We start from the raw sequence: 24,789 nt of genomic DNA on the forward strand, positions 1-24,789 counted from the left end.
GACGCCCGGGTGCACCGGGCGGGGAGGGGGCCCGTGGGCCGGAACTCAGCCCCTGCCCCTCGCGCCGAGCGCCCGCAGCACGGCGGAACGGCCGGCCCGGGGCACCGTCCACAGCACCTGCCCCCGTACTCCCCACCGCGCGAGGAGCGCCCCGGCCGCCAGGAAGCCGGTGGTGGCGGCGCGTTCCATCAGGGCCACGGGCAGATCGCAGCGGATCGCGTCCCCGGCGAGCGTCACCCGCGGGTGGGGCGTGGTGACGGGGGGCCGCCGGGCGTGGGAGCCGACCGGGAAGAACGGGCAGTCGGCACGCCACTCGTGCCGGGCGTCGACGATCCGGGCCCGGCCGGCCTCCGGGTAGACCCGGCTCAGATCCGCGCGCAGCCGGGCCTGCACCTCGGACCGGTCCGCGTCGGCGGCGACGGCGTAGGCGTGCAGTTCCACCACCGAGCCGCCGGTCCTGGCGGCCCAGCGGGCGGCCTCGCCCTCGTAGCGGTCCAGGACGCTGATGTTGTCCAGGCCGCCGTAGCCGCTGGTGCCGAGGAATCCGGGGCGGTCGGCGCGAAGGGGCCGGTCGAGCCAGAGCCGGGAGACGAGGAAGGGCGGGGCGCTGCGCAGAGCGGCGACGTCCTCGCGCCACGCGGGGGTGCCGAGTCCGGCCGAGGCGGCGACGGTCTCCCGCAGCGCCCCGGGGTCGAGGGCGAGCACCGCCGCGTCGTGGCGGTGGACGGCGGTGTCGGTCCGCACCGCCACGGCCCCCTCGGCATCCGGCTGGAGGGCGCGGACCGGGGTGCCGGTGCGCACCCTCGCGCCGAGGCGCCGGAGGTAGTCGCCGAGGGGCTCCCACAGCGCCTGCGGATAGGGCTCGTCCGGCACGTCGAAGAGCAGGCCCTCGGCGGAACCGAGGAAGTAGATGTGGAACATCAGCAGCAGTTCGGCGGCCGAGAGTTCGCGGGGGTCGGCGAAGAAGCTCCGGGAGAACACCTCGAACGCCAGGTGGTGCGCGGCCTCCGGGAAGCGCACGCGGTCCAGGAAGGCGGCCGCACCGAGCGAGTCGAAGCGCTCGTAGACCTCCGGCACCCGGACGTCGAGGAGCGGCAGCGCGGCCCGGGCGTCGAGGGCGGCGAGGTCGCGCCAGCCGAAGGCGGGGCTCAGCGCGACGAAGCCGAGCGCGCTGAAGGGCGGCGTGCGCGGGACGCGGGCGAAGCTGTCGCGCAGTCCGCTGCTGTGCTGCAAGGGGTAGTCGGGCAGCGGCCGGAGGCGGTCGAGTCCCGGATCGGTCCGGCGCAACAGGCCGCGCAGGTTGTAGTACTGACGGAAGAAGGCGTGGAAGCCCCGGCTCATGGTCACCGAGGAGCCGTCGGCCAGGCGGGTGCGGTGGCCCGCGAGACGGCCGCCGAGGGATTCCTCCCGCTCGTAGAGGGTGACGCGGGCGCCGCGTTCGGCCAGCAGCACGGCCGCGGCGAGACCGGCGATGCCGCCGCCGACGACGGCGACGCCGGGTGCGTCGGCCCCGGCGAACCGCAGCCGTCCGGGCGCGGGCATCAGGATCTCGGCCCTGCGGTCGCGCCCGCGCCGGGCCGCGCGGCGCGGCGCACTCATCGGACCTCCGGCGAGACGGCCGCCGAGCCGCCGCGCGCGAAGAGCGTGCGGGTGGGGCCGGTCTGCCGCCCGGCGACGGGGACCGCTCGCGCCCGGGCGGAGGCGGCCTGCGGGAGCGGGGCGGAGGTGGCCCGCGGGAGCCGGGCGGAGGAGGCGGTGCCGGTGCCGACGCCGAGGCCGAGGAGTCCGCGCCGCGGACGGCGGCGGAGCGCGCGGTCGCCGCGGGAGGCGGTGCGGCACGGGAGGCGGAGCGCACGGTCGCCGCCGGAGATCGCGCGGCACGGGCGGCGGAGCGCGCGGCTGCCGCCAGGGGTGGTCCGGCACGGGCGGCAGAGCGCACGGCCGCCGCCAGGGATGGTGCGACACGGGCGGCGGTCGCGGGTACGCCGGGCGCGGTCGAAGGCGCGGGCTGGTCCGGGGTCGCGCGGCAGGGTCATGTGCGGTGCTCTCCGCTTCGGGGTACGGGGTGGGGGCGCCGGGGCAGGAAGGGCAGTTCGAGCGCGGTCCGCAGCATGGGGCCGACGGGGGTGCGCAGGCCGATGCCCGCCTCCTCCCAGGGCGAGGTGGCCCCGTCGAGGAAGCGCAGCAGGCGGGTGGGCGGGACGCGGCGGAAGAGGCCGGTGAAGAAGTCGGGGCCGTCGATGCGCCCGGTGTCGAGCGCCCGCAGCAGCACCGCGTCCATGGCCCGCGCCCGCCGCCCGTGCGGCGCGGGCACCTCCACCCGGCCGCGGCGCAGAGCGGCCGCGACGGTGCGGGCCTGCCGCTGCGCCGCGGCGAAGGTGTAGCCGGTCGCCGGGCGGGTGGCACCGCCCGCGGTCCCGATCCGGAAGACAGCGGGCCCGCTCCGCCGCGGAAAGCGTGCGTCGGTCATCGGGATGACGCCCTGTTCCGCGGACTCCACGGTGTAGGAGGGGAGGTCCAGGGTGTGGCGGCAGTAGCGGGCCAGCGCGGCCTCGTAGGCCTCGGTGGGCAGCGGGGTCCGGGAGAACTCCGTGTACTCGACCAGGGCCCGGTTCGGCGCGAGCGGCAGTACGTAGCCGAAGGCGAGCCCGTGGCGGGGCTGGGGCACCCGGAAGTCCATCAGGTCGGCGACCGAGGGATCGAAGCGGTCCGCCGCGGTGCGGACGAACCAGCCGCGGAAGTGCTGCGTCAGATGGGTCCTGGCCGGTGGCAGGGTGCGCACCGGCCGGGAGTCGAACACGTGCCGGGCGCGCAGCGTCAGCCGCCGGCCGTCGGCCGCGGTGCAGCGCACCAGGGCCCCGCCGGGCGTGGAGCGCACCGCCCCGGCCGTCGCGCGCAGCAGGCGCCCGCCGGGGGAACGGGCCAGCCGGTGGTGCACCATGCGCTCGAAGGGGGCGGACCGGATCATGCGGTACCGCACGGGCGAGGGGTCCACCGTCAGGGCCTCTCCGCCGGTGCCGTGCACCCGCAGCCGGGAGAAGGAGGCGCACACCACCGCGTCGAAATCGCCGGTGCCCTCGTCCCAGAAGCACCACGTCCGCTCCGGCGGACGCAGCGGCCCGTCCGGCGCCTCGATCACGGTCACCCCGCGGGCCCGCGCCGCCGTCAAGTGGTAGGCGAGGCTGAGCCCGGACGCCCCGCCGCCGATGATGAGCACCTCGCAGCTCTCCTCGTACGGGTCGTCGCGCCCGCTCACCTGGCGCGCCGTTCGACGACGGGTGCTCCGTCCGGGGCGGTGCGCACCAGCTCCGCGTCCGCCGCCATCGCCTCGGCCACGGCGGCGACGGTACGGAGCGGGTCGCCGCCCGCGGGCAGCGGCGGGGGCGTGCCCGCGACGGCCCGGTCGGCGAACCCGGTGTCCAGGTGTCCGGGCCGCACGTCCAGGACCCGGACTCCGGCGGTCCGTGCCTCGCGGCGCACGGCACCGAGCCAGGCGGCGAGCGCGGCCTTGGAGGCGCTGTAGTCGGCCATGCCCGCCTGCGGGACCTGGGCGACCACGCCGGTGAAGGCGGCGAGGACCGAGCCGGGCGCGAGGAGGGGGAGCGCCGCGCGGAAGAAGGCGGCGGGCGCGAGGACGTTGACCGCCATCAGATGTTCGGCGACCTCGTCCCCGACCTCCGCCGCCGGACCGAAGGCCACCGCGCCGAAGGCGGTCACGACGGCGTCCAGTCCGCCGAGTCCGGCCGCCGCCTCCGCCACGGCACGGGCGCAGGAGGCGGGGTCGTAGGCGTCGAAGAGGAGAACGGGAGCACCCGGGTACCTCCGGGCGGCGCGGGCGAGGCGCTCCGGGTCGCGTCCGGCGAGCGCCGGGCGCGCTCCCCGCGCGGCCAGTTCGGCGGTGAGTGCCCCGCCGAGGACACCGGTGGCACCGGCCACCAGCACGCGCGCGCCGTCGAGTTCCACGTCTGACTCCCGATCGCAGGGCCGAGTCGCTTCTGGCACAGCCTCTTCCGGCCGCGGCCGGACCTGGACGCGGCGGACACGGCCGAGTCAACCGCGCGGCAGCCCTCCCGGCACCTCGCCACGCCCCGAAGGCCCGTGCGGCGGGATGGCACCGGGGTGAGGCAGCCGTACACCCCTGGCCCGGATCGGACCCGGGCCGGGCACGACGGCACCGGTACGGGCGCCGCGCCCTGCGGATGCGCCGGTGGGCGACCTGCACGAGGCTGGAAGCATGACGGATCCGCTTGTTCCACCCGAGGAGACACCCCCGGTCGAGGGCTCCATCTCGGAGGCCCACGAGGAACGTCCGGACGGCGGTGTCTGGGAGCACCCCGGCATCTGGCTGTGGCTGGTCATCGTGGGCGCGGTGATCGTGGCGGCGTTCTTCATCGCCCGTCTCGTCTCCCTGTGACGTACCCGGAGGTCCGGGCGCTCTGCCCAGGACCCGGGCGATGTGCCACGGGCCCCTCGACGCGGGCACCGGGCAGAAGGAGTACAGGTGCAGCACAACGGAATCCGCACGAGTAGTTCCGCCCGTGCCCTCGACAGCCTGCAAGCCGCCTGGAAACAGGCGCTGCCCTCGCCGGACGGGCCGGGCCGGGTCCTCACCGCCATGGACCGACTGGAGCGGTACGCGGGCGGCGACCGCCTGCTCGACGCGGTGCAGCGGGCGGTACGCGCGCTGCCGCTGGGCGCCGGACGCGATGCGCTGCACGGCCGCTGGCTCGGGCACCCGCTGCATCCGATCCTGGTCCAAGTGCCGGTCGGCGCCTGGACCTCGGCCGCGCTGCTCGACCTGCTTCCCGGTCGGCGCAGGAGCGCGGGTGTGCTGGTCGCCCTGGGGCTGGCCGGTGCGGGACCGGCCGCGGCGGCGGGCTGGGTGGACTGGGCCGAACTCCACCGGGACCAGCAGCGGGTGGGCTTCGTGCACGCGGTCGCGAACGCCACCGCCGTCGTCCTGTACACGGGATCGCTCTCGGCCCGCCTGCGGGGCAGGAGCCTGCGGGGGAAGTGGCTCGGCTTCCTGGGGCTGACGGTGGCGAGCGCGGGCGGGGCACTCGGCGGCCACCTGGCCTACCGGCAGGCCGCCGGTGCCAACCACGCCGAGCAGGTGCCGCATCTGGTCGGCTCCGGATGGCACGACCTCGGTGCCGTCGAGGATTTCCCGGTCGGCCGGGCGGTACGGCGCGTCCTCGGTGACGTACCGGTCCTGGTGGTGCGGGAGGACGAGGACACCGTGCGCGCTCTCGCGGAGCACTGCAGCCACCTGGGCGGCCCGCTGAGCGAGGGGCATCTGGAGGACGGCTGTGTGCGCTGCCCCTGGCACGGAAGCCTGTTCCGGCTCTCCGACGGCTGGAACCTGGAGGGACCCGCGACCGCGCCCCAGCCGGCCTTCGAGGTCCAGCTCTCCGCCGGACGCGTCCGGGTCCGCCTGGACCGGCCCGCCTCGGAGCAGCAGGAGAACGGGGGCCCGCCCCGGAAGGCCGCCCCGCTGGGGAGCAGTGGTGAACGGCGGCGGTGAGAGCGGAGCTGCCTCGACCGGCAGCCGGGGCGGCGCCGAGTCGTCCGGCACGAGTCCGCTGGCGGTGGAGGCGGCCGGTGTGCTCTCGGAGGCCTTCGAGACCACCGAGCGCGCCCGGGGCCATCTCTACAGCTTCCATCAGCTGACCGGCCACGCCGATCTGCGCCTGGACGACGTGGTGGACCTGCTGCACCGCTGCGGCCACCCCGACCTGGCGGACGAGATCGGCCGCGAACTGCTGGGCCGCAACGTCCTCCCGGGCCGCTGGACCTTCCAGCTCGTGGAGGAGTACGACGACGACTACTACGCGACCTTCCGCCGCCTGGAGGAGAAGGTACGCGACCGCCTCACCGGGGGCAGGCGGCACGTGCTGGAGGCCCGGATGAAGGAACACCGCCGCACCCGCGGGCACAGCGCGCACACGTCCACGCCCTCCGGTGACGCGGACACCTGAGGACGCTCGGCGCGCCGCGGCAGGTCCTGGCCGAGGGCGAACGGAGCCCGCGGCCCGCTCGCCACGAACCCGCCCCCTCGGATGGCGGAACGGCGCCCGGCCCGGGTGGCGGCGGTTCCCCGGGGCGCCCGCGCCGGGCAGGCGGACGATCCGGCAGCGGCGCGGAGCGGAACCGCGGACCACGACCGAGAAACATGTAGATGCCATCTTCATCGCCCCGCAGGACGCTACCCGCATGAAATACATGCGCGCAGAGCTCTACAGCGGCGGCGGCTGGCAGCCGCTCCAACTCGTCCGCAAGCAGGAAACGGAAGACCCGCTGATCACCTTCGCCGAGGTCTCCGCTGCCGACACCTCCGGCAAGACGGCCGTCGAAGCCGACATCGCCAAACTCCTCCACCAGGTCAACGGCCTCGACCCGCTGACCCCCCTCACCGTGGCCTTCCGGGACGGCACCTCCGTCGCCACCACGGCCGTCTCCCTCGGCCACCTCCGGGTGGGCGTACGCCGCGAACTCGACACCTGAGTCGCCGAGTCGAGCGTCAGGAGACAGGGGACCATCGGGCCGCCGGAAGTCCCGGCCGCGCTGTTCCCCCAGCCCGCCGGCCTACTGCAACGGGTTCGGCCGCCGAGCCGATGCGGCCGAACCGTCGGCCTTTCCGAACCACGTGATCACTACAGGAACACGGGGTTCATCGTCCGGTCGTCGGCGTCGTCGAAGAGTCGGGGCACGACCCGTGCGAGGTGGAGCAGCCGGTCCTGCAGTTCGTCGATCTTGTCGATCCACTCCACGGCCTGCCAGTACAGCTGTTCGTCGGCGCTGGACGCCGCGACACCCACCAGGTCCAGGCTGATCTGTTCGAACCTCGCGGCGGCCCTCGTGATCAAGCTTCTCGCCTCGGACTCCGAGAGCCTGCGCCGTCCCAGTCCCTCCCTCAGAGCGATCAAATTCTGTGTGCTCAGGCCCAGTTGGGAGACGAGGGACGTGCGTACATCCCGCATCGGGCGAGGCGGCACCGCGACCCACTCCGCCCGCCCCCGACTGACCGTCTCCCGCAGCTGGTCGATGGTGTGCAGGACCTCGGCCAGCGAGGCGCCCGCTTCGCCCGGTGGATCGCTCTGCCGCCGCGGTGCGGGCCGGTCGGACGCCTCGGGGGTCGGGCCGGTGGGCGCGGGGAAGTGCCTCAGCCCGGTGGCCACGTCCAGGCCGCCGCTCACGGCATCGAGCACCGCGCGGTCCGCCCGGGCGAGCAGAGCGTCGAGTTCGCGGTCGCTGTGGTCGTTGATCACCTCTGTGCACCTCCCTGCGTGAGTCCCAGCACCGCTTTGAGCCGCGCGCGGGCCCGGGCCAGGTTCTGCCGTACCGCTTCCGGCTGCATCCCCAGGGCCTGCGCGATCTCCGCCGTGCGGTAGCCGTCGAGATGCCAGGCCATGACGCGGCGCGGCTGGGGCGGCAAGGAGGCCAGGGCCTCGTACACCCGTAACTCCTCCTCCTTGATCTCCACGGCGCGCAGCGGACAGGAAGGCGAGGGCGAGTCGGGCGGGGCGTCGGTGAGTTCGCGGCGCCGCGCCTCCCTCCTCAGGAAGTGCCGGTACGCCACCGTGCGCAGCCAGGCCCCCGGATGCGTCAGGTGCGGCCAGACCGCGTAGGCCTCGGTGAACGCCGACTGCACGGCCTCCGCAGCCTCGTACGGCTCCGCTCCCAGTCTCATCAGGTGCCGCACCAGGCGGCCCGTGTGCTGGGCGTAGTAGAGCCGGAAGTCCACGGGCCCGGGAGCGCCGGAGGGCGGTGGCGCGGGCGTGGAGGACGGGCGGACCGTGCGCTCGCCGACCGTGTGCAGGTCATCCACGTCCGCCTCCGCCGATCTCGACGCGCACCTCTTCCCCGGCGCGCCGCTCCACCAAGGTGCTCCCCGGCGGCAGGGCACGGACGCGCTCACTGGTGCCCTGCTGCCGAAGTCGCGCCATCCGCACGCGGGTACGGTCGCTCAGCAGCAGATACATCAGTCTGCCCACCACCAGGCACAGCGTGGTGCTCAGCGCCACAGCCGCTTCGAGCATGAGGCACTCCTCCTTCGGACCCGTCCGTGGTGCGCTGTCGCCCGCGGTCACAAGAGGGAGTGCGTCGAGGGCCCCGGATCGTGACAGTGGCCGGCGGTCCCCTCAGCGGGGTGGACGGGTGGCGAAGACCCAGCGGTTGGCGGCCAGCGCGTCCTCGGGCTCGGGGAGCGGGCCGCGGCCCAGGTGGCGGCTGAAGTCGAACGGCGTGCGGACCCCCGGCAGCCAGCCGCGGGCGGCCAGGTCGGCGGCGGAGTCGGGGCGCGGCTGCGGATCGAAGAGGGCGAGCAGGTCCACGCCGATACGGGTACGGGCCGCCCGGTAGACGGGGGCCGCGCGGACGGCGGCGGACTCGACCCCCAGCTTGACCTCGTACGCCAGGGAGCTGCCGGGGGCGCTGAGCGCGTCGACCGCGGCGATCAGGCGGCGTTCGGCGGCGGCGGGCAGGTAGAGCAGCAGCCCCTCCGCCAGCCAGGCCGTCGGGCGCCCCGGGTCGAAGCCCGCCGCGGTCAGCGAGGGGGCCCAGTCCTGGCGCAGATCGACGGGGACGGCGACGCGGCGGGCCCGAGGGCGTTCGGCGGGGGCCGCGTCCGCCAGGGTGCGGCGCTTGAAGGCGAGCACGGCGTCCTGGTCCAGTTCGTAGACCGTGCAGTCGCCCGGCCACGGCAGCCGCAGGGCGCGGGTGTCGAGCCCGGCGCCGAGCAGGACCACCTGGCGGGTGCCGCGGTCCGCGGCGCGCAGCAGGTGGTCGTCGAAGACCCGGGTCCGGAGCCCGAAGTAGCGGGCGAGCCTGCCCCACAGCGGGTCGGCCTCGCCGTCCGGCACCTGGTCGGGGTGGACGGGCCAGCCCGCGCAGGCCCCGACCGCGCGGACGAAGTGCGCGGCGTACTCGTCCCGGGCCAGGGCGTCGGGACGTTCCGTCTCGATGGCCCGCGCGGCGGCGACCAGGAGCGCGGTCAGCCCGACGCCGGAGTCGACACCGGTGAGTCGGCCGGTGGTGGCGGGGAGTTCTCCGGGGCTCAACCGGCCGGTGGGGGTGGTGAGTTCCCCGGAACCGGAACGGCCTGTCGCGGCGGCGGGCTCCCCGGCATCGGAGCCGGAGCGGCCGGTGGTGGCGCTGAGGTGGCCGGTGGCTCGGTCCATGGTTCCTCCTCGGGATGCCGTGCCCACAGGGACGGGTGGTCGTGGGTGGTGACGCGGGCGCCGTAGAGGCGGCGCATGAAGGTGAGGATCTGCTCGTCGGAGGTGTGCAGGGCGGTCGTGCAGTCGCTGAGGACGGTGATGTGGAAGCCCTTCTGGAAGGCCGTCCTGGCCGTGCTGTCCACGCAGACATCGGCGAAGAGGCCCGCGAAGGCCAGGTGGGAGATGCCGCGTTGGGTGAGGTACCGCTCCAACCCCCGTGCGGTCACGGGTACTTCGGCGCCCTCGACTCCGCCGCCCGGCTCCGGGCCCTGTGCCAGGAAGGCGTCGAAGCTCGCGTGCTTGGTGAACACCGCCTCACCGGGCGCCGGTCGGAGCGGGGCGGTGAACTCGGCACCCCAGGTGCCCGCCAGGCACTTGGGCGGCTTGCCCCGCGCCGCGTCCCGGCGGCGCCAGGCGGCCCCCTGGTACCGCGGGTCCCCGAGGAAGCGGACCAGCACGACCTCGGTGCCGCGGGCCCGGGCCGCCGCGACGGCCCGGGCGGTGTTCGCGACGACCTCCGCGAGGCGGCCCGGGTCCCCCGGATACCGGGAGGCCGCGAGCGGCCCGGCACAGAAGTCGTTCTGGACGTCGACCACGACCAGCGCCGTCCCGCGGGCGGCGGGCGCGGACGCCGTCACGACCCGGAGACCGGGGCCGGGGCGGCGGGGACAACTGCGGCCGGAGCGGCGGCCGTTGCCCCGGAAGCCGGAGCCGGAACGCCGCCCGTTGCTCCCGAAGCCGCGGCGGGAACGGCGGCGGGTGCGCCGGAGTCCGCCGGGGAGGACGCCGGGCTGCCGCCGACCGCCGGAGATCCGGGGTCGGCCGAAGCGGCCGGAGAACCGGAGCCGACAGAAGCGGCCGGGCGGCCGGAGGCGACCGGGGCGGGCTCCGCCGCCAGTGCGTCGAGCAGTGCCGAGACGACGGCGCCGCTGGAGTGCCGGCCGCCGAGATCCGGTGTCCGCACGCCCGCCCGTGCCACGGCGGCGAGGGCCCGTTCCGCCGCCGCCACCGCGCCGCCGCACTCCGCGTACCCCTCCGCGACCGCGGCGGCGGCCCGTACCGTGGCCAGCGGGTTGACCAGGTCAAGGCCCTCCAGGTCGTCCGCCGAGCCGTGCACCGTCTGGTACTCGACCAACCCCTCGACATCCCGGTGGAGATGGACGTTGCGGGTGCAGTGCTCCTCCTGCCGTCCGGCACCGAATCTGTCGAGCAGGACGACATGCATGATGTCGCCCCACTCGTTGCCCGCCACCAGGACCGTGCGGTCCTCCGGGCCGTGGGCGATCAGGTTGCGGTTCACCGTGTCCGGCTGGAACACCCGTACGTCGACGCCGTGTTGCTCCCCGAAGTCGCTGACCCAGCGGTCGAGGGCACCGTCGAGGAGGTGGAACTTGTACGCCATGACGATCCGCGCGGCCCCCTCCCCCGGCCACACCTGACGGGCCCGGCGCACCGCGTGGTGCAGGACCTGCTCGGTGGTCTCCCGGCTGAACTCCGTGACCCGGCGCACCCGTCCGGGGCTGTGCTCGTTCTCGCCGGTGTAGAAGCCCTGCGCCTGGTCGCGCACCAGGAGCAGCCGGGCCCCCCCGGCGTCGAGGACGTCCTCCTTGACCGCGCGCAGCCGCTGCCGGACGAGGTAGAGGGTCTGGGCGTTGATCGCCGTCCGGAAGACGACGGGCGTCCCCGCCGCGGCCCGCTCGCGGAGGAACCGCTCGTAGTGCTCGGCGTCCTCGCGGGTGCGGTGCCGGATCTCCTCGATGCCCGCGCACTCGCGGGCGAGGGAGACATACGAGTCGTACGTACGCGAGGCGCGCTCCACCCGGATGTTCCTGCCGTACAGCTCCGCGAACCGGTCCACGAACTGCCCGAAGATCCCGGCGACTTCGGCACCCGTGCCCCGCCCGACCGCCAGGCCGACGACATGCCCGGCACCGCTCCCGCTGCTCATGCGGCCGCCCCCGTCAGACCGCGGAGCCGGTGACCAGCCGGTCCCCGGGGATGCCCGCCTTGTCCGGCGCGTAGTAGTCCCTGATCCCCTCCGCCCAGACGCGCACCGGGACACGGTCCTCGGCGTCCGGCCCGAACGCCTCGTACAGCGCCCGGGTGTTGTCCTCGGAGAAGCCGATGGCGGCCATCAGGGCGGCGAACGGCCCGCGTTCGACGAGTCCGTCCCCGTCCTGGTCGCCCAACTCGGCGAGCGCCCAGGCGAATTCGGTCACCGTCGCGTCGAAGCGCTCGGGCGAGAGCACACACGCCGTGTACTCCTCGAAGCTGACCCGGCCGTCGGCGTCCGCGTCCAACTCCGTGACCAGTGTGGTCCAGTACCGCGCGAAGGCGGTGCGCAGCCGCGCCATCGCCTCCCCGTCCGCGCCCGGTACCGCCGCTGCGACGCGCTCTCCCATCGATGTGAAGTCCTGGGCCTCCAGCACCCCGTTGCCGTCCGCGTCCAGCAGGGAGAAGACGAGCCGGACCCGCTGCGTGGCCTCTGCGCGCATGACGTCTACACCTCTCGTACACCTGTGGTCCGAGGGCGACGCCCGGTCCGGACACCCGCCCGGCGACCCCGCCCCGTACCGCCGGACGTCGCCCGGCCCGGAATCACTGCCCCCGCACCCGCCACCGATACGAGCGGCCCCCGGGGTTCACCGGAAAGGCGCAACTTGCCTTGTTTCCGGGCGCGTTCACGGCCGGACGTGCAGGGGGTGTGTGCCGGGCCGGGGGCGGGAGAGCACCGGGTACGGAGCTGTCGCTCTGCCGTCGGGTGCTCGGCCGGACGACAGCCTCGCCGTGGCTGCGCTCCGCGGATGGTCCGTGGGCCCGCCGGGTGGAAGCCCGGCGGCTTCAGGTGACAGCCGCGCGGATCGGCGACGGCGTGCCCTCGCTGCGCGCCGGACGCTCGGCCGTCATCGGATCCGGCGGGTGCGAGGAGCGCCACACAGCCGAGGTGATGCGTCCTCGCCTCCCCTTGCGGGAGTCCCGCCCTCGCGGGAGGCCCGCCCTCGCGGAGCTGCCGGTCGGGCGAGCGTCAGGCCCGCGCCGGGGCCGTGGGCGCGAAGAACGACAGGAGCGCCGAGGTGAAGACCTCGGGCGCCTCCTCGGGGACGTAGTGCCCGCATCCCTCGATCACGAGCTCCCGTACGTCCCTGGCGACGCGTCGCACATCCCGGGCGACGGCGGCTCCCCGGAAGGCCGCGCCCCCGACCGCCAGTACGGGCATCGTCAGGGGGGTGCGTAGGCGCGCCTGGTTCTGGGCGATCGTCACGTCCAGGGCGCGGTAGTACTGGAAGCTGGCATGGAGCGCGCCGGGGCGCCGGAGCGCCTCGACGTAGACAGCGACGGCATCCGACGGCATCGCGTCGGGGGTGGCGCCCTTCGCGGCGAACTGGCCGCCGTAGAAGAGGTCTTCGCGCCCCTCGACGAGTTCTTCGTTGACGGAAGGCAGCCGGTTGAACATGAAGTGCCAGGTGGCTTCGGCCGCGAGGGTGGTCGGCGGGATGGCGCTCGGGTCGTCCGAGATACCGGGAAGGGCGGCCTCCGCCAGCACGAGTCGGGTAACGCGCGAGGGATGGTCGGCGGCCAGGGCGTAGGCCAGCATCATGCCGACGTCGTGACCGACCAGCCGGAAGCGGTCGTGGCCCAGCGCGGTCATGAGCCGGGCCAGGTCCCCTGCCGCCGTGGCGCTGTCGTAGCCCGTCTCGGGCAGGTCGGAGCGGCCGACTCCGCGGGGGTCGACCGCGATCACCGTGAAGTGCTCCGCGAGCGGGAGCATCACCTTGCGCCACTGCCACCAGAACTGCGGCCAGCCGCCCACCAGCAGGACGGCGGGACCCGAGCCGCCCGTGACGGCGTGCAGGGAGAGGTCGCCCAGGTCGTAGCGGTTGCTCCGGAACCGTTCGCCGAAGCCGCTCGGCAGGTCGGGCACCGCGGCGACGGTACCGAAGCCGGTCACGGGCGCTGCCGGGACAAGGGTCATGGTTTCCTCCGGGGAGTAGTGAACCACCTGAGCCGGTTCGCAACGTAACAGAGCCCGGCTGAACCGGCTAGTGTGGTTCCGATGGCGGTCGGAGGATGCGGCAGCAAGGGAGTGGGATGGGCGCGGATGCCGAGACGCAGCCCCTGTGTCTTCGCTTCACCAAGACCGCGACGGCACGAGCCGCCGCGAGGCCGAAGGAGTCCCTGCTGCGTCCGCCGGACCTCGCCCAGTGGCTCCTCGCCGCGGGGCTTGGCGAGCAACTGCCGAAGGTGGACGAGGAGTTGCTGCGGGAGGCGCGGGAACTCCGGGAGGCGATCTACCGTGCGGCCCGGGCCGTCGCGGACGCGGCCCCGCCCGCCGAGGCGGACCGGGACCGCATCAACGCCTGGGCCGGCCGCAACGACGCCTTCCGCGTGCTCGACGGCACCGGCGCCGCCTGGCGCTTCCCGGGCGCATCGCCGGCGCGGTCCGCTCTGGCGGTGCTGGCCGGCGACGCGGTCGACACCCTCGGCGGTGTCAGGGCCGGCACGGTCAAGGTCTGCGCGGGGAGCGGCTGCGTGGCGGTATTCCTCGACACCACCCGCGGCCGGTCCCGCCGCTGGTGCTCGATGGGCACCTGCGGCAACCGGGCCAAGAAGGACGCCATGCGCGTGCGGCACGAGCGGTGACGTCGCACAGGGCCGCGCTCACGGGTGTCCGCTTCATCGGATCGACGACCGCATCCCTCGACGACCGCCCCCACGAGCCCTCATCCCCGGGGCCGCTCGACGGGGAGCCGGGGGTGGCGTGCGGAGGCGTGCGGCGGAGTCGGCCGTGGACCCACGGCTTGCGGCGGGACGACTCCGAGTCCCGGTTCCCGGTGAGTCAGCCCTTGAACGTGCCGCCGTACTCCGCCGGGACCAGGTCCGCCTGTTCGGCGCCGCTCCCGATCAGGGCGAGGATCGCCTCGGCGACGCCCTCGGGCGACTGCGGCCGCAGCCCGCTGGAGGCCTCCATCCGCCGCGCGTCCTCGACGCTGCCGCGGACCGTCCCGACGAACTCGGTCTCGGTGATCGAGGGGAACATCAGCGACACGGTGATGCCGGAGTCCGCGAGTTCGGCGCGGGCGATGGCCGAGAGCTTCTGCAGAGCCGCCTTGGAGGCGGCGTACGCACCGGACCCGGGCAGCGTCGACCAGGTGATGCCGGAGCTGACATTGACGACGGCCCCGCTCCCCTGCTCACGCATCGCCGGGAGGACCGCCTGCATGACGACCAGAGGGGCGAGGAGGTTGAGTTCGAGCAGCGCCCGGAAATCGTCGGGGTCGATGGCATCGACGGTGGCCTGCAGCCCCTGGCCCGCGTTGTTCACCAGGACGTCGATACGCCCGAACTTCTCGACCGCGGCCCGTACGGCCGCCTCCACCTGCGCCCGGTCCGTCACATCGCACGGCACGGCCAGGGCCACCGCCTCGCCGAGTTCCCCGGCGAGGCGCCGGATACGCTCCTCGCGTCGCGCGAGGAGCACCACGCGCGCGCCGGCCAGGGAGGCGGCTCGCGCGGTGGCGGCCCCGATACCCGACGACGCTCCGGTCACCAGCACTACGGCTCCGTCGACATCCATGAACGGTTCCTCCTCTGTGGGCCGGGGAGACTCCCCGGAAGCAAGGACAAGGGCGTCAGGGCGCCCCGTACACTCCACTTCGAAACTATCACACGATAGCTATCGCGTAACAGGAAAGGCGCCGTCACGGTATGAGCGATGCCGAAGCCTCCGGTCTCCCCGAGCTGGCCGACCTGGTCTTCGCCGTGGGGCGGCAGCTGCGCCCCCCGACCGACCCTGAGTTCGAGCCGTGCACACCGATCGAGATCAGCGTCATGCGGTTCGTCCACCGCAACCCCGGCACCTCCGCCCGTGCCGCCTCCGAGGCGACGCTGCTCCCGTCGAGCAACTTCAGCCGCGTACTGCGGGGCCTGGAGAAAAGGGATCTGGTGGACCGCGTCGTGGACGAGCGCAGCGCCCGCGGCGTGCGCCTGTATCCCACGGAGAAGGCCCGCCGGAATCTGGGCTACCTCCACGACAACTGGGAGCAGACCCTCCGGGGCATCGTCGACGACCCCGCCGCGATCGAGATCGTCAACGCCACCCTCCGGCGCATCGAGGACGAGCTCATCGCCCGGCGCCGCGGCCCGGACCACAAGGGCGACCGATCCGCCTAGGCGGCGTCTTCGGCGACCGGCGGCGCGGGCGGGTACCCGACCCCGGCGGCCGGTGGGTCTGCGGTGTCCTGACCAAGTTCCGGCACTCGCGCTCCGGTCGGCGCACGGGCGGCGTCCGGTCGAGGACCGTCCCCGTACGCCGTGGCGGACGGAGCCTCAGCCCGGGTCGGAGGGAAGCGCGTACAGCTCGGGGAGGTTGACCACGATGGCCTCCTGGGTGCTGCGGGCGATGACCACCACGGCCTCGGTCCCCGGGTCCGGGTTCTCCTCGCGATGCGGGACGAAGGGCGGTACGAAGATGTAGTCCCCCGGTCCGGTCCGCAGCCGGATCTCCTCGGGCTCGGTGCCGCTGTCGTCGAGGAAGACGAACTCCGGGTGCCCGCTCACCACGTAGATGGCGGTCTCGGAGGCTCCGTGGTGGTGGTTGGAGGAGGCCGTCGCCGGGGCCACGTGGGTCTGGCCCATCCACAGCTTCTCCGAGCCCACCGTGCTCCCGCTGACCGCGGCGAACCGGCGCATGCCGCCGGTCTGCGCGGTGTCGCCGTCCAGGGCGTCGGCGCGGATGTGGTGCAGCCGGGCGCGCAGCGGCGCCACCGGTCCCGTCCCGCCGGGCGGCTCGTGCAGATGCGGATGGAAGCCTTCGCCCGGGTTCGTCAGGGACTCGCTCATGGCGAGGACGCTAGAACCGTCCGGAAAAGGATGTCAAGAGGTGTCCATTACGGTTCACCTGCGGCAATCCTGCCGCAATGAAGGAGTGGACCGCATGGAGAAACCTCCGCCGCCGCCCCGGCTGCGGCATCATGGGGCGCATGCATATCTCCGCGAAGGCGGACTACGCCACGCGCGCTCTCCTCGAGATAGCCGGTGCTCCGGACCGCCCGTTGACCTGTGAGGCCATCGCCTCCTCGCAGGAGATCCCGTTCCGCTTCCTGAAGTCCGTGGTCGGCGAGTTGCGCCGGGCCGGTCTGGTGCGCAGCCAGCGCGGCTGCGAGGGCGGCTACTGGCTCGGCCGCCCGGCCGAGGAGATCTCCCTGCTCGATGTGGTGCGTGCGGTGGACGGCGAGGTGCTCACCCTGCGCGGTGAGACCCCGGCCGGCCTCGACTACCCGGGCGCCGCCCGCGGCCTGCCCGGGATCTGGCGCCGGGTGGAGGCCGGTGCCGCGGCCGTCCTCGGCGGCGTGACCCTCGCGGCGCTGCTGCCCGAGGGCGCCGCCGAGACCCGGAGCGGGGTCGCGTGAACGAAGCCGCCGAACCGTCCGCCGGCCCCGCGCCCGACGGGGCAACAGCGCTCGAAGTCGTCGAGTACACCGACCCGTTGTGCCCCTGGTCCTGGGGCTCCGAGCCGGTCTTCCGGCAGCTGCGCGCCGGGCTCGCGGGGCGCGCCCGCTGGCGACGCGCCTACGCGATCCTCTTCGACGAGGACGAGGAGCCGGCCCCCGACCCGGCCGCCGAGACCGCCTGGTACGAGGGTTACGTCGCGGAGATCGCCGCGCACACCGGGGCGCCCCGCGCGGACCGGCTGCGCCGGGTGGCGGCCAGCTCCTGGCCCGCCTCGCAGACCGCCGCGGCGGCCGAACTCCAGGGCCCCCAGGTGGCCGAGCGGGTGCTGCGGCGGCTGCGTGAGACGGTCTTCGTGCTCGGCGTCCCGGCCGACACCCCGGAGTCGGCGCTCGCCGCCGCCCGCGGCGTCCCCGGCCTGGACGCCGACCGGCTCGCCGCCGACGCGGCCTCGCCCGCGGTGCGCGCCCGGGTCGCCGCCGACCGGGCCGAGGCCCGCCGTCCGGTGCCCGAGGTGCGCGAGGCCGCCGACGGCTCGCCGCACCCGGGCGCCGCCAAGGAGACCCCGGACGGCGAACTGCGGTACGCCCTGCCCACCTTGCTCTTCCGCAGCGGCGACCGGTACCGGGCGGTTCCCGGGCGGCGCGGCTGGGCGGAGTACGCGGCGGCCGTCGCGAGCCTCTGCCCGGAACCGCTCGCCGCGCCCGCCCCGCTCGCCCCCGCCGCCGCGCTGGCCCGCTTCGCCACCCTCACCGGACCGGAGGCGGCGGTGCTGACGACCGGGTCCTGGCCGCCGCCGGACGCGGTCCGCCAGGAGACCGCGGGCGGCCCGCTCTGGCTGCACCCCTCGGAGGCCGCGGCCCGGCCCGGATTCGCCCCGGAGCCCGGCCCGCACCTGTGAGCTGCGGGAAAGGCGACGGCCTCGCGCATCCCGAGCAATGAGACACCCATAGGTGTCCATTGACAGCGGGGAGGGCCGCCCGCAGGATATGCGGCATGCACCCGACCCATCCCGGTGTGGAGTGCCGCTACGTGGACCTGCGGCGCACCTCCAGCGCCCTCTGTCGCTGACCGACCGTCCACGCCGCCCCGGCGGCCGACGCCCGCTTCCCGGACCGCCCCGGTCCGTCCTTCCGCGCCCCGTGTCCCAGGGGTTGCCGAACCGTCGCCCCGTTCCCCGGACGAGGTCCTCCCGCGAGGTCCCCCGTACCGGAGTCCTGCCGCACGCCCCGGCGCGTACCACCCGTGCCCCGGCCGCGGCTTGAGCGGTGGCACCCGCTCTGCCGCCGTGTCCCCTTCGCGGCCCGGTCCGTCACAGAAAGCTCCCGCCACCATGCCTGGACCCGTCACGCCCCGCCGCCGTCCCCTGCGCCCCGCGGCCCGCGCCACCGCCCTCGGCGCCGCCCTGGCCGCACTGCTCGTGCCCTCGCTCACCGCCTGCGGCGGGGACTCCTCCTCCGCCGCCCAGAACTCCACCCTCAAGTGGGCGACTTCCTCCTTCCCCGCTCACTGGGACCCGGTGGTCGGCGGCAGCGGCGCCCAGTTCCGCGCGCTCGCCCTCACCTACGCCTCGCTGACCCGGGTGAACGAGAAGGGCGACGCGGTCCCGGACCTCGCCGAGAGCTGGAAGTACAACGCCAAGGGCGACCAGGTGACCTTCCGGGTGCGCTCCGGGCTGAAGTTCAGCGACGGCGAGCCCGTGGACGCCGCGGCCGTCAAGGCCGCCGTCGAACGCGCCAAGAAGCAGAAGAACTCCGCGCTCTTCGGCGACCTCACCTCGATCAGGTCGGTGGAGGCCAAGGGCCAGGACGCGGTGGTGCACCTGACCCAGGTCGACTACCAGATACCGCAGTTGCTCGGCGAGCGGGTGCTCCAGATCGCCAGCCCCAAGGCCGCGGAGAAGCCCGCCGCGCTGGACCAGAACCCGGTCGGCGCGGGCCCCTTCACCGTCACCCAGGTCATCCCCGGCACCAAGGCGGTGCTGAAGAAGAACCCGGACTACTGGGACGCGAAGAACATCCACATCGACAAGGTCGAGCTGACCTCGGCCCCGGACGCCTCCACCGTGGTCTCCGGACTGCGCACCGGCGTCTACAACTTCGCCGACATCGACCCCCGGCAGGCCGGGGAGGCCAAGAAGGCCGGGCTCGACGTCTTCGTGCAGCCCGGCTACAACGCCGCCAACATCAGCCTCAACGTCAACAAAGCGCCCTTCGACGACGACAAGGTGGTGGACGCGGTCCGGTACGCCGTCAACCGCAAGGAGTTCGTCGACAAACTGACCTTCGGCTACGGCAAGTCCACCGACCAGCCCTTCCCGCCCGGCTACATCGCCTACGACCCGGGCTCCGCCGAGAAGTACCCGTACGACCCCGCCGCCTCGCGCAAGCTGCTCGCCGAGGCCGGGTACGAGCCCGGCGAACTCAAGCTCAAGCTCGTCATCCCGGCCGAGGACCCGGCCGCCGAGATCGTGCAGTCCCAGCTGGCCGAGGTCGGCATCAAGGTCACCATCAAGATCGACAAGAACTGGGCGACGCCGTTCTTCGCCAAGGATCTCGCCTTCTCGCTCTACTCCACCACCGGACGCGACTCCGCGGTGCAGACCCTCACCGCCCACTTCGGCCCGGACGGACCGCTCAACCTCAGCTCGCCCTACCAGCCTTCGGGCTTCCCGCGGGCGGTCGCCGAGGCCCGCCGCACCCCCATCGACGACCCGCGGTACGCCGCGAAGCTGCGGGCCGCCACCCGGGCCGGGCTGGACACCAAGGCGCTGGTCTTCACGTACTCCTCGCCGAACCTCTTCGCCAAGAGCAGCCAGATCTCCGCTCTGCCGAAGAACCCCGCTCACCTGAACTGGACCGGCGTGACCATCGGCGGCAACTGACCGAGGGGTCCCCTCAACTCCCGCCGCCTACCGCCCTGTTCACCGTCGTCCCGCTTCTCGCAGAGAGGAGGCCTCCCGTGCCGAAGAGCCTCACCGCACCGATCCCCGCGGACCTCCCGGCGGCCACCGCGCCGGACAGCGGCGACCATCCGCCGCCCCGGACCGGGGCGGGCCCCCGCACCCGCCGCGCGCTCGGCCGGCTCGCGGCGGTCCTCGCCCGTACCGTCGCCGTCTTCGTCCCCGTCTTCCTGGTGGCCACCTTCGTCACCTTCGCCCTGCGCTCGCTCAGCGGGCTCAGCCCGGCCCGGCTCCAACTCGGCGAGGAGGCCACCCCGGAGGCCATCGCCCGGGTGGAGGCCGAATGGGGCCTGGACCGGCCCTTCTTGACCCAGTACGGGGACTGGATCACCGGCGTGCTGCACGGTCAGCTCGGCCGGAGCTGGTCCAACGGCGCCGACATCTCCACCCTGATCGGCCTCGGCCTCGGGGTCAGCCTCTCCATCGCCTTCCTGGCCCTGCTGCTCGGCGGCGTCCTCGGCTTCCTGCTCGGCACCCTCGCCGCGCTGAAGCCGCGCAGCCTGCTCGACCGCGGCGTCACCGGCTTCGTCACCGTGTTCTCGGTGATGCCCGCCTTCGTGGTCGGCATCGTCCTGGTCACCGTCTTCGCCGTCGGCCTCGGCCTCTTCCCCTCGGCGGGCTATGTCCCGCTCGCCGAGGGCGGTTTCGGCCCCTGGCTCTCCCATCTGATCCTGCCCGCCCTCGCGCTCAGCTTCGACGTGGTCGCCGACGTGGCCCGCCAGCTGCGCTCCGGCCTGATCGCCGCCTACCGCGAGAACTACGTGACCGGCGCGCTGGTACGGGGCCTCGGCCCGCGGCGGATCTTCTTCGGCCACGTACTGCGCAATGCCCTCGGCCCCGCGCTCGCCACCCTCGGCCTGAAGTTCCCCGCCCTGGTCGGCGCCTCGGTCGTCACCGAGTGGATCTTCGGGCTCCAGGGCTTCGGGCGCTTCGCCAACGACTCCGCGCAGAGCGGCGACGTCCCCGCCGTCCAGGGCGTCCTGGTGGTCTCCATCGCCCTGGTCGTCTCCTTCAACCTGGTGGTCAACCTCGTGCTCGCCCGCCTCACCCCGGCCTCCCAGCGGGGGGTGTGACCGTGCGCCGCCGCCTCTGGTCCCTCGCCTCGGGCCGCTCGGCCCTGATCGTCCTCGCCCTGGTCGCGCTGCTCGCCCTGCTCGGGCCGCTGCTCGCCCCGCAGGACCCGCTCGCCCAGAGCGGGAACACCCTGGCCGACCCGTCCGGCGCCCACTGGCTGGGCACCGACTACCTCGGCCGGGACGTGTTCAGCCGCCTCCTGGACGGCTCCCGGGTCAGCGTCCTCGGCGCCCTGGAGGTCACCCTCACCGCGCTGGTGACGGGCGCCGTCCCCGGCATCCTCTCGGTGTACCTGGGCCGGGTCTTCGAGTGGGTCACGCTCCGGCTCACCGACACCCTGGTCGCGCTGCCGTTCCTGCTCTTCGCGGTCGCCGTGATCGCGCTGCTCGGCAACGGCCTGACCCAGGCCATGCTGGTCACCGGAGTCCTCGTCTCGCCGCTCTTCTACCGGGTCTCCCGGGCCGCCACCCTCGCGGTCGCCCGCTCCCCCTACGTCGAGGCCGCGTTGCTCTCCGGTGCCTCGCTGGGCTGGATCGTGCGCCGCCATGTCTGGACCAAGGTGCTGCCGCCGCTGGCCATCGCGCTCGCGCAGACCCTCGGCACCGGCTTCGTCATCGTCTCCAGCCTCACCTTCCTCGGCATCGGCGTCCAGCCGCCCGAACCGACCTGGGGCGGCCTGCTCGCCTCCGACCTCGGCTACCTGGGCCACCAGCCCTGGTCCCCGGTGCCCCCGGCGCTGCTCATCACCGGCACCGTCCTGGCCGCCAACCTGCTCGCCGACGCGATCCGCGACGTCTCCGGCGAGGCCGGACACGCCGTGGCACGCCGTCCCGCCCCGCCCGGCAAGACCCCCGCCGCCCCCGCCGGAGGTGCCCGATGACCACCCTCTCCCGCCGGTCGGCCCCGGAGGCCGCCCCGGCCCCCGCGACGGAACCGGAGCCGTACAGGGCCCCCGATCCGGCCCCGCCCGTCCTCGCCCTGGACGGCGTACGGATCACCGACCGGGCCACCGGCCGCGAACTCGTGCACGGCATCGGCTTCACGCTCGCGGCGGGCCGTACGGTCGGCATCGTGGGCGAGTCCGGCAGCGGCAAGACGCTGACCTGCCGCGCCGCCCTCGGCATCCTGCCGCCGCACTTCGCGGTCTCCGGCGGCCGGATCGAGATCGACGGCAGCGACATCGCCGGCTTCACCCCGGCCCGGTGGACCGCACTGCGCGGCACCACCCTCGGCGCCGTCTTCCAGGACCCGGCCTCCTACCTCAACCCCTCGCTCCCGGTGGGCCGGCAGATCGCCGAGGTGCTGCGGGTCAAGCGCGGGCTGACCCGCCGCGAGGCCCGGCGCCGGGTGCCGGAACTGCTCCGCCAGGTCCAGCTGCGCGAGCCCCGGCTGGTCGCCGGGCAGTACCCGCACGAGCTGTCCGGCGGCATGCTCCAGCGCATCCTGATCGCCACCGCGCTCGCCGCCGGGCCCCGCCTGCTCATCGCCGACGAGGCGACCACCGCCCTGGACGTCACCGTGCAGGCCGAGATCCTCGACCTCCTCGCCGACCTGCGCGAGGAGACCGGCCTCGCCCTGGTGGTCGTCTCGCACGACCTCGCCGTGGTCGCCCAGCTCTGCGACGAGGTCCTGGTGATGCGCCGAGGCGAGGTGGTGGAGCAGGGCCCCGTCCAGGAGGTCCTGCACCGCCCGCGGCACCCGTACACCCGGCTGCTGCTGAGCGAGCACGAACAGTACGGCCTGGAACGCCTGCTCGGACCGGAGGACCCGGCGGACGCCGGGGCCCCCGCCCGGGACGACGACGAGGAGAAGGTCCTGTGAGCACCCCCGCCGAACCCGCCGGACCCGCCGGACCCGCCGCCCCGGTGCTCGCGGTCAGCGGCCTCGACGTCCACCACGGCCTGCGCGGACGGCGCCGCCAGGTGCTGCGCCGGGTCTCGCTGAGCGTCGCGCCCGGCGAGACCCTGGGCCTGATCGGGGAGACCGGCTCCGGCAAGTCCACCCTGGCCCGTGCCGTACTCGGACTGGTCCGGCCCACCGCGGGCTCGGTCCTGATCGACGGCGAGGACGTCACCGGGTACGACCGCCGCCGCTGGCGCGCGCTGCGAAGGAGCGGCCTGGTCGGCTACGTCTTCCAGGACCCGCTGCGCAGCCTCGACCCGGATCTGACGATCGGCCAGTCGCTGGCCGAACCGCTCCTCGTGCGCGGGGTGCCGCGCGCCGAGGCGGCCGAGCGGGCCCGGGCCTTCCTGCCCCGGGTCCGGCTGGAGGCGGACCTGCTCGACCGGCTGCCCGGTGCGCTCTCCGGCGGCCAGCGCCAGCGGGTCGCGGTGGCCCGCGCCCTGGTCACCGAACCCCGCCTGGTGCTCCTGGACGAACCGGTCAGCGCCCTGGACTCGGCCAACCGCGTCGGCGTCCTGGAGATCCTGCGGGAGCTGCGCGCCTCGGGCACCTCCCTGGTCTTCATCTCGCACGACCTCGGCTCGGTGGCCGGGGTCGCCGACCGGATCGCCGTCCTCCACCGGGGCGCACTCGTCGAGACCGGCCCCGCCCGGGACCTGGTCCGCCGCCCCGTCCACCCCTACACCCGCCTGCTCGTCGGCTCCGCGCCCACCCTGCGCGGCGCCCCCGCCGACCGTGCCGCCCGCGCGAAGCTCCGCGCCCTGCTCGACGCCTGACACCCGAACCGCCGTTCCCGGGGGCGAACCGCCCGCGCCCCGCCCTCACGGAAGAGAGACCCCGCCATGTCCCGCAAGCTGCATCTCGCCCTGCACCCGTACGGAGTCGGCGGCCCCGGCCAGCACGGCCTGTGGAAGGACCCCCGGGTCGCCAAGGACGCCAGCATCGACATCGGCTACTACCTCCGGCAGGCCGAGGCCGCCGAACACGCCCTGTTCGACGCCCTGTTCATCGTGGACAGCCAGTTCATCAACGCCACCTACCCGCCGCACTACCTCAACCGCCTGGAACCGCTCACCCTGCTCTCCGCGGTCGCCGTCCGCACCCGCCACCTCGGCCTGGTCGGCACCGCGAGCTCCACCTACAACTCCCCCTTCAACCTGGCCCGCCGCTTCGCCTCGCTGGACCACATCAGCGGCGGCCGGGCCGGCTGGAACGTGGTCACCAGCTTCGACACCGGCACCGCCCGCAACTACGGCCTGGACGAGCACCTCGACTACACCACCCGCTACGGCCGCGCCCTGGAGTCCGTCGAGGTGGTCCGCGGACTGTGGGACTCCTACGAGGACGACGCCTTCCCCGCCGACCCCGAGCGCGGCCTCTTCCTCGACCCGGACAAGCTGCACGCCCTGGAGCACCGCGGCGAGCACTTCAAGGTGGCGGGCCCCCTCAACCTCTCCCGCTCCCCGCAGGGCCAGCCGGTCATCTTCCAGGCCGGTGTCTCCGAGGAGGGCCGCGACCTGGCCGCCCGGGTCGCCGAGGGCATCTACGCGCCGGGCGGCTCGCTCGCCCAGGCCCAGGAGTACTACGCGGACATCAAGCGCCGTACCGCCGCCCACGGCAGGGACCCCGAGCACATCAAGATCTTCATCAACGGCGGCCCGGTGGTCGCCGCCACCGACGAGGCCGCCCGCCTCCGGGAGCGGGAGATCTTCGAGGAGGACAACGACCTGGAGCGCAGCCTCGCCCTGCTCGGCCGCTCCTTCGGCGCCTACGACTTCACCGGGCACGACCTGGACGCGCCCTTCCCCGACATCGCCCACCTCGCCGAGAAGGGCGGCAGGACCGCCGCCGCGAAGATCATCGAGCGGGCCCGCACCGAGAACCTGACCCTGCGCCAAGTCGTCGCCTCCGCCTCGGAGTTCAGGCGCTCACCGTTCGTCGGCGCGCCCGCCACGGTCGCCGAGACCATCGAGAAGTGGTTCGCCGCCGGCACCTTCGACGGCATCAACCTCGCCTTCCGCACCTTCGAGGAGCTGGACCTCTTCGTGGACGGCGTGGTCCCGCTGCTCCAGGAACGCGGCCTGTTCCGCACCGAGTACGAGGCCGACACCCTGCGCGGCAACCTCAGCCTGCCGGTGCCGGAGAACCGCCACACCGCCGCCCGCCGCGCCGCACAGGGCTGAG

27 protein-coding genes are annotated in these 24,789 nt (G+C 74.4%); 14 read left to right on the top strand and 13 right to left on the bottom strand.

The window, feature by feature from the left end; translation table 11 throughout:
• Window positions 1-45: 45 nt before the first annotated feature.
• From MID12_RS04510 to MID12_RS04520, 3 genes are all read right to left on the bottom strand, one after another.
• Complete coding sequence (locus tag MID12_RS04510; protein WP_317633363.1) at window positions 46-1,599, bottom strand: NAD(P)/FAD-dependent oxidoreductase; 1,554 nt, start codon at window positions 1,597-1,599, stop codon at window positions 46-48.
• A 433-nt stretch (window positions 1,600-2,032) separates the two neighbouring features.
• A complete protein-coding gene (locus tag MID12_RS04515; protein WP_040246841.1) occupies window positions 2,033-3,256 on the bottom strand; it encodes a lycopene cyclase family protein in 1,224 nt (407 codons plus the stop codon).
• Window positions 3,253-3,963: an SDR family NAD(P)-dependent oxidoreductase gene (locus MID12_RS04520; protein ID WP_040246842.1), complete on the bottom strand. Its 711-nt coding sequence runs from the start codon at window positions 3,961-3,963 to the stop codon at window positions 3,253-3,255. The genes MID12_RS04515 and MID12_RS04520 overlap by 4 nt, the downstream gene beginning before the upstream one ends.
• Window positions 3,964-4,234: 271 nt before the next feature.
• On the opposite strand from MID12_RS04520, the gene MID12_RS04525 reads away from it, so the two are divergent.
• The 4 genes from MID12_RS04525 to MID12_RS04540 all read left to right on the top strand — a co-directional run bounded on the left by MID12_RS04525 (window position 4,235) and on the right by MID12_RS04540 (window position 6,504).
• Complete coding sequence (locus tag MID12_RS04525; protein ID WP_040256273.1) at window positions 4,235-4,414, top strand: DUF6480 family protein; 180 nt, start codon at window positions 4,235-4,237, stop codon at window positions 4,412-4,414.
• Between the two features lie 201 nt (window positions 4,415-4,615).
• A complete protein-coding gene (locus MID12_RS04530) occupies window positions 4,616-5,524 on the top strand; it encodes a Rieske 2Fe-2S domain-containing protein (protein WP_078845382.1) in 909 nt (302 codons plus the stop codon).
• Complete coding sequence (locus tag MID12_RS04535; RefSeq protein ID WP_397915866.1) at window positions 5,508-5,978, top strand: hypothetical protein; 471 nt, start codon at window positions 5,508-5,510, stop codon at window positions 5,976-5,978. The genes MID12_RS04530 and MID12_RS04535 overlap by 17 nt, the downstream gene beginning before the upstream one ends.
• 235 nt (window positions 5,979-6,213) lie before the next feature.
• On the top strand, window positions 6,214-6,504 hold the full coding sequence (locus MID12_RS04540) for a hypothetical protein (RefSeq protein ID WP_040246844.1): 291 nt from the start codon (window positions 6,214-6,216) through the stop codon (window positions 6,502-6,504).
• Between the two features lie 149 nt (window positions 6,505-6,653).
• Here the strand turns inward: MID12_RS04540 and MID12_RS04545 are convergent, their stop codons facing one another.
• The 8 genes from MID12_RS04545 to MID12_RS04580 all read right to left on the bottom strand — a co-directional run bounded on the left by MID12_RS04545 (window position 6,654) and on the right by MID12_RS04580 (window position 13,191).
• Window positions 6,654-7,268: a DUF6099 family protein gene (locus MID12_RS04545; protein ID WP_263165032.1), complete on the bottom strand. Its 615-nt coding sequence runs from the start codon at window positions 7,266-7,268 to the stop codon at window positions 6,654-6,656.
• The gene (locus MID12_RS04550; protein ID WP_237282656.1) at window positions 7,265-7,828 is read right to left on the bottom strand and encodes an RNA polymerase sigma factor; all 564 of its coding nucleotides are present in this window, start codon (window positions 7,826-7,828) and stop codon (window positions 7,265-7,267) included. The genes MID12_RS04545 and MID12_RS04550 overlap by 4 nt, the downstream gene beginning before the upstream one ends.
• Window positions 7,821-8,039, bottom strand: a complete 219-nt coding sequence (locus MID12_RS04555) for a hypothetical protein (protein WP_052482122.1) — start codon at window positions 8,037-8,039, stop codon at window positions 7,821-7,823. The genes MID12_RS04550 and MID12_RS04555 overlap by 8 nt, the downstream gene beginning before the upstream one ends.
• A gap of 102 nt (window positions 8,040-8,141) precedes the next feature.
• Complete coding sequence (locus MID12_RS04560; RefSeq protein WP_263172862.1) at window positions 8,142-9,059, bottom strand: SAM-dependent methyltransferase; 918 nt, start codon at window positions 9,057-9,059, stop codon at window positions 8,142-8,144.
• A complete protein-coding gene (locus tag MID12_RS04565) occupies window positions 9,056-9,856 on the bottom strand; it encodes a cysteine hydrolase family protein (RefSeq protein ID WP_263165033.1) in 801 nt (266 codons plus the stop codon). Before MID12_RS04565 ends, MID12_RS04560 begins: the two co-directional genes overlap by 4 nt.
• Complete coding sequence (locus MID12_RS04570) at window positions 9,853-11,166, bottom strand: isocitrate/isopropylmalate family dehydrogenase (RefSeq protein ID WP_263165034.1); 1,314 nt, start codon at window positions 11,164-11,166, stop codon at window positions 9,853-9,855. The genes MID12_RS04565 and MID12_RS04570 overlap by 4 nt, the downstream gene beginning before the upstream one ends.
• Before the next feature lie 13 nt (window positions 11,167-11,179).
• Complete coding sequence (locus MID12_RS04575; RefSeq protein WP_040246847.1) at window positions 11,180-11,713, bottom strand: EF-hand domain-containing protein; 534 nt, start codon at window positions 11,711-11,713, stop codon at window positions 11,180-11,182.
• A 530-nt stretch (window positions 11,714-12,243) separates the two neighbouring features.
• Window positions 12,244-13,191, bottom strand: coding sequence for an alpha/beta fold hydrolase (locus MID12_RS04580; RefSeq protein WP_263165035.1), 948 nt, complete (start codon window positions 13,189-13,191; stop codon window positions 12,244-12,246).
• 116 nt (window positions 13,192-13,307) lie between these two features.
• Between MID12_RS04580 and MID12_RS04585 the strand changes: the two genes are divergently transcribed.
• The gene (locus MID12_RS04585) at window positions 13,308-13,859 is read left to right on the top strand and encodes a CGNR zinc finger domain-containing protein (protein WP_263165036.1); all 552 of its coding nucleotides are present in this window, start codon (window positions 13,308-13,310) and stop codon (window positions 13,857-13,859) included.
• 196 nt (window positions 13,860-14,055) lie between these two features.
• On the opposite strand, the gene MID12_RS04590 is transcribed toward MID12_RS04585, so the two are convergent.
• Window positions 14,056-14,793 carry an SDR family oxidoreductase gene (locus MID12_RS04590; protein ID WP_263165037.1) on the bottom strand — a complete coding sequence of 246 codons (738 nt, stop codon included), beginning with the start codon at window positions 14,791-14,793 and terminating at the stop codon, window positions 14,056-14,058.
• A 131-nt stretch (window positions 14,794-14,924) separates the two neighbouring features.
• On the opposite strand from MID12_RS04590, the gene MID12_RS04595 reads away from it, so the two are divergent.
• Window positions 14,925-15,389 (top strand): MarR family winged helix-turn-helix transcriptional regulator, encoded by a 465-nt coding sequence (locus MID12_RS04595; protein ID WP_040246852.1) that lies wholly within the window; start codon window positions 14,925-14,927, stop codon window positions 15,387-15,389.
• 156 nt (window positions 15,390-15,545) lie between these two features.
• Here MID12_RS04595 and MID12_RS04600 read toward each other — a convergent pair whose 3' ends face one another.
• Window positions 15,546-16,058 carry a cupin domain-containing protein gene (locus tag MID12_RS04600; RefSeq protein ID WP_040246854.1) on the bottom strand — a complete coding sequence of 171 codons (513 nt, stop codon included), beginning with the start codon at window positions 16,056-16,058 and terminating at the stop codon, window positions 15,546-15,548.
• Between the two features lie 140 nt (window positions 16,059-16,198).
• Here MID12_RS04600 and MID12_RS04605 point away from each other — a divergent pair, with 140 nt between their 5' ends.
• The 8 genes from MID12_RS04605 (at window position 16,199) to MID12_RS04640 (ending at window position 24,788) form a co-directional block, all read left to right on the top strand.
• Window positions 16,199-16,627 carry an RrF2 family transcriptional regulator gene (locus tag MID12_RS04605; protein ID WP_040256287.1) on the top strand — a complete coding sequence of 143 codons (429 nt, stop codon included), beginning with the start codon at window positions 16,199-16,201 and terminating at the stop codon, window positions 16,625-16,627.
• Entirely contained in the window at window positions 16,624-17,568 is a 945-nt protein-coding gene (locus tag MID12_RS04610; RefSeq protein WP_263165038.1) for a DsbA family protein, read from the top strand. Before MID12_RS04605 ends, MID12_RS04610 begins: the two co-directional genes overlap by 4 nt.
• A 432-nt stretch (window positions 17,569-18,000) precedes the next feature.
• Window positions 18,001-19,551, top strand: coding sequence for an ABC transporter substrate-binding protein (locus MID12_RS04615; RefSeq protein ID WP_040246859.1), 1,551 nt, complete (start codon window positions 18,001-18,003; stop codon window positions 19,549-19,551).
• A 101-nt stretch (window positions 19,552-19,652) separates the two neighbouring features.
• Window positions 19,653-20,702 (top strand): ABC transporter permease, encoded by a 1,050-nt coding sequence (locus MID12_RS04620; protein ID WP_411577045.1) that lies wholly within the window; start codon window positions 19,653-19,655, stop codon window positions 20,700-20,702.
• 2 nt (window positions 20,703-20,704) lie between these two features.
• Window positions 20,705-21,583 (top strand): ABC transporter permease, encoded by an 879-nt coding sequence (locus MID12_RS04625; protein ID WP_263165040.1) that lies wholly within the window; start codon window positions 20,705-20,707, stop codon window positions 21,581-21,583.
• Window positions 21,580-22,524: an ABC transporter ATP-binding protein gene (locus tag MID12_RS04630; RefSeq protein ID WP_263165041.1), complete on the top strand. Its 945-nt coding sequence runs from the start codon at window positions 21,580-21,582 to the stop codon at window positions 22,522-22,524. Before MID12_RS04625 ends, MID12_RS04630 begins: the two co-directional genes overlap by 4 nt.
• Window positions 22,521-23,381 (top strand): ABC transporter ATP-binding protein, encoded by an 861-nt coding sequence (locus tag MID12_RS04635; protein ID WP_263165042.1) that lies wholly within the window; start codon window positions 22,521-22,523, stop codon window positions 23,379-23,381. Before MID12_RS04630 ends, MID12_RS04635 begins: the two co-directional genes overlap by 4 nt.
• Window positions 23,382-23,447: 66 nt before the next feature.
• A complete protein-coding gene (locus MID12_RS04640) occupies window positions 23,448-24,788 on the top strand; it encodes an LLM class flavin-dependent oxidoreductase (protein WP_263165043.1) in 1,341 nt (446 codons plus the stop codon).
• The last annotated feature ends 1 nt before the right edge of the window (window position 24,789 follow it).

It is taken from the genome of Streptomyces sp. SCSIO ZS0520 (genome assembly GCF_025643355.1).
Taxonomy (GTDB): Bacteria; Actinomycetota; Actinomycetes; order Streptomycetales; family Streptomycetaceae; genus Streptomyces; species Streptomyces physcomitrii.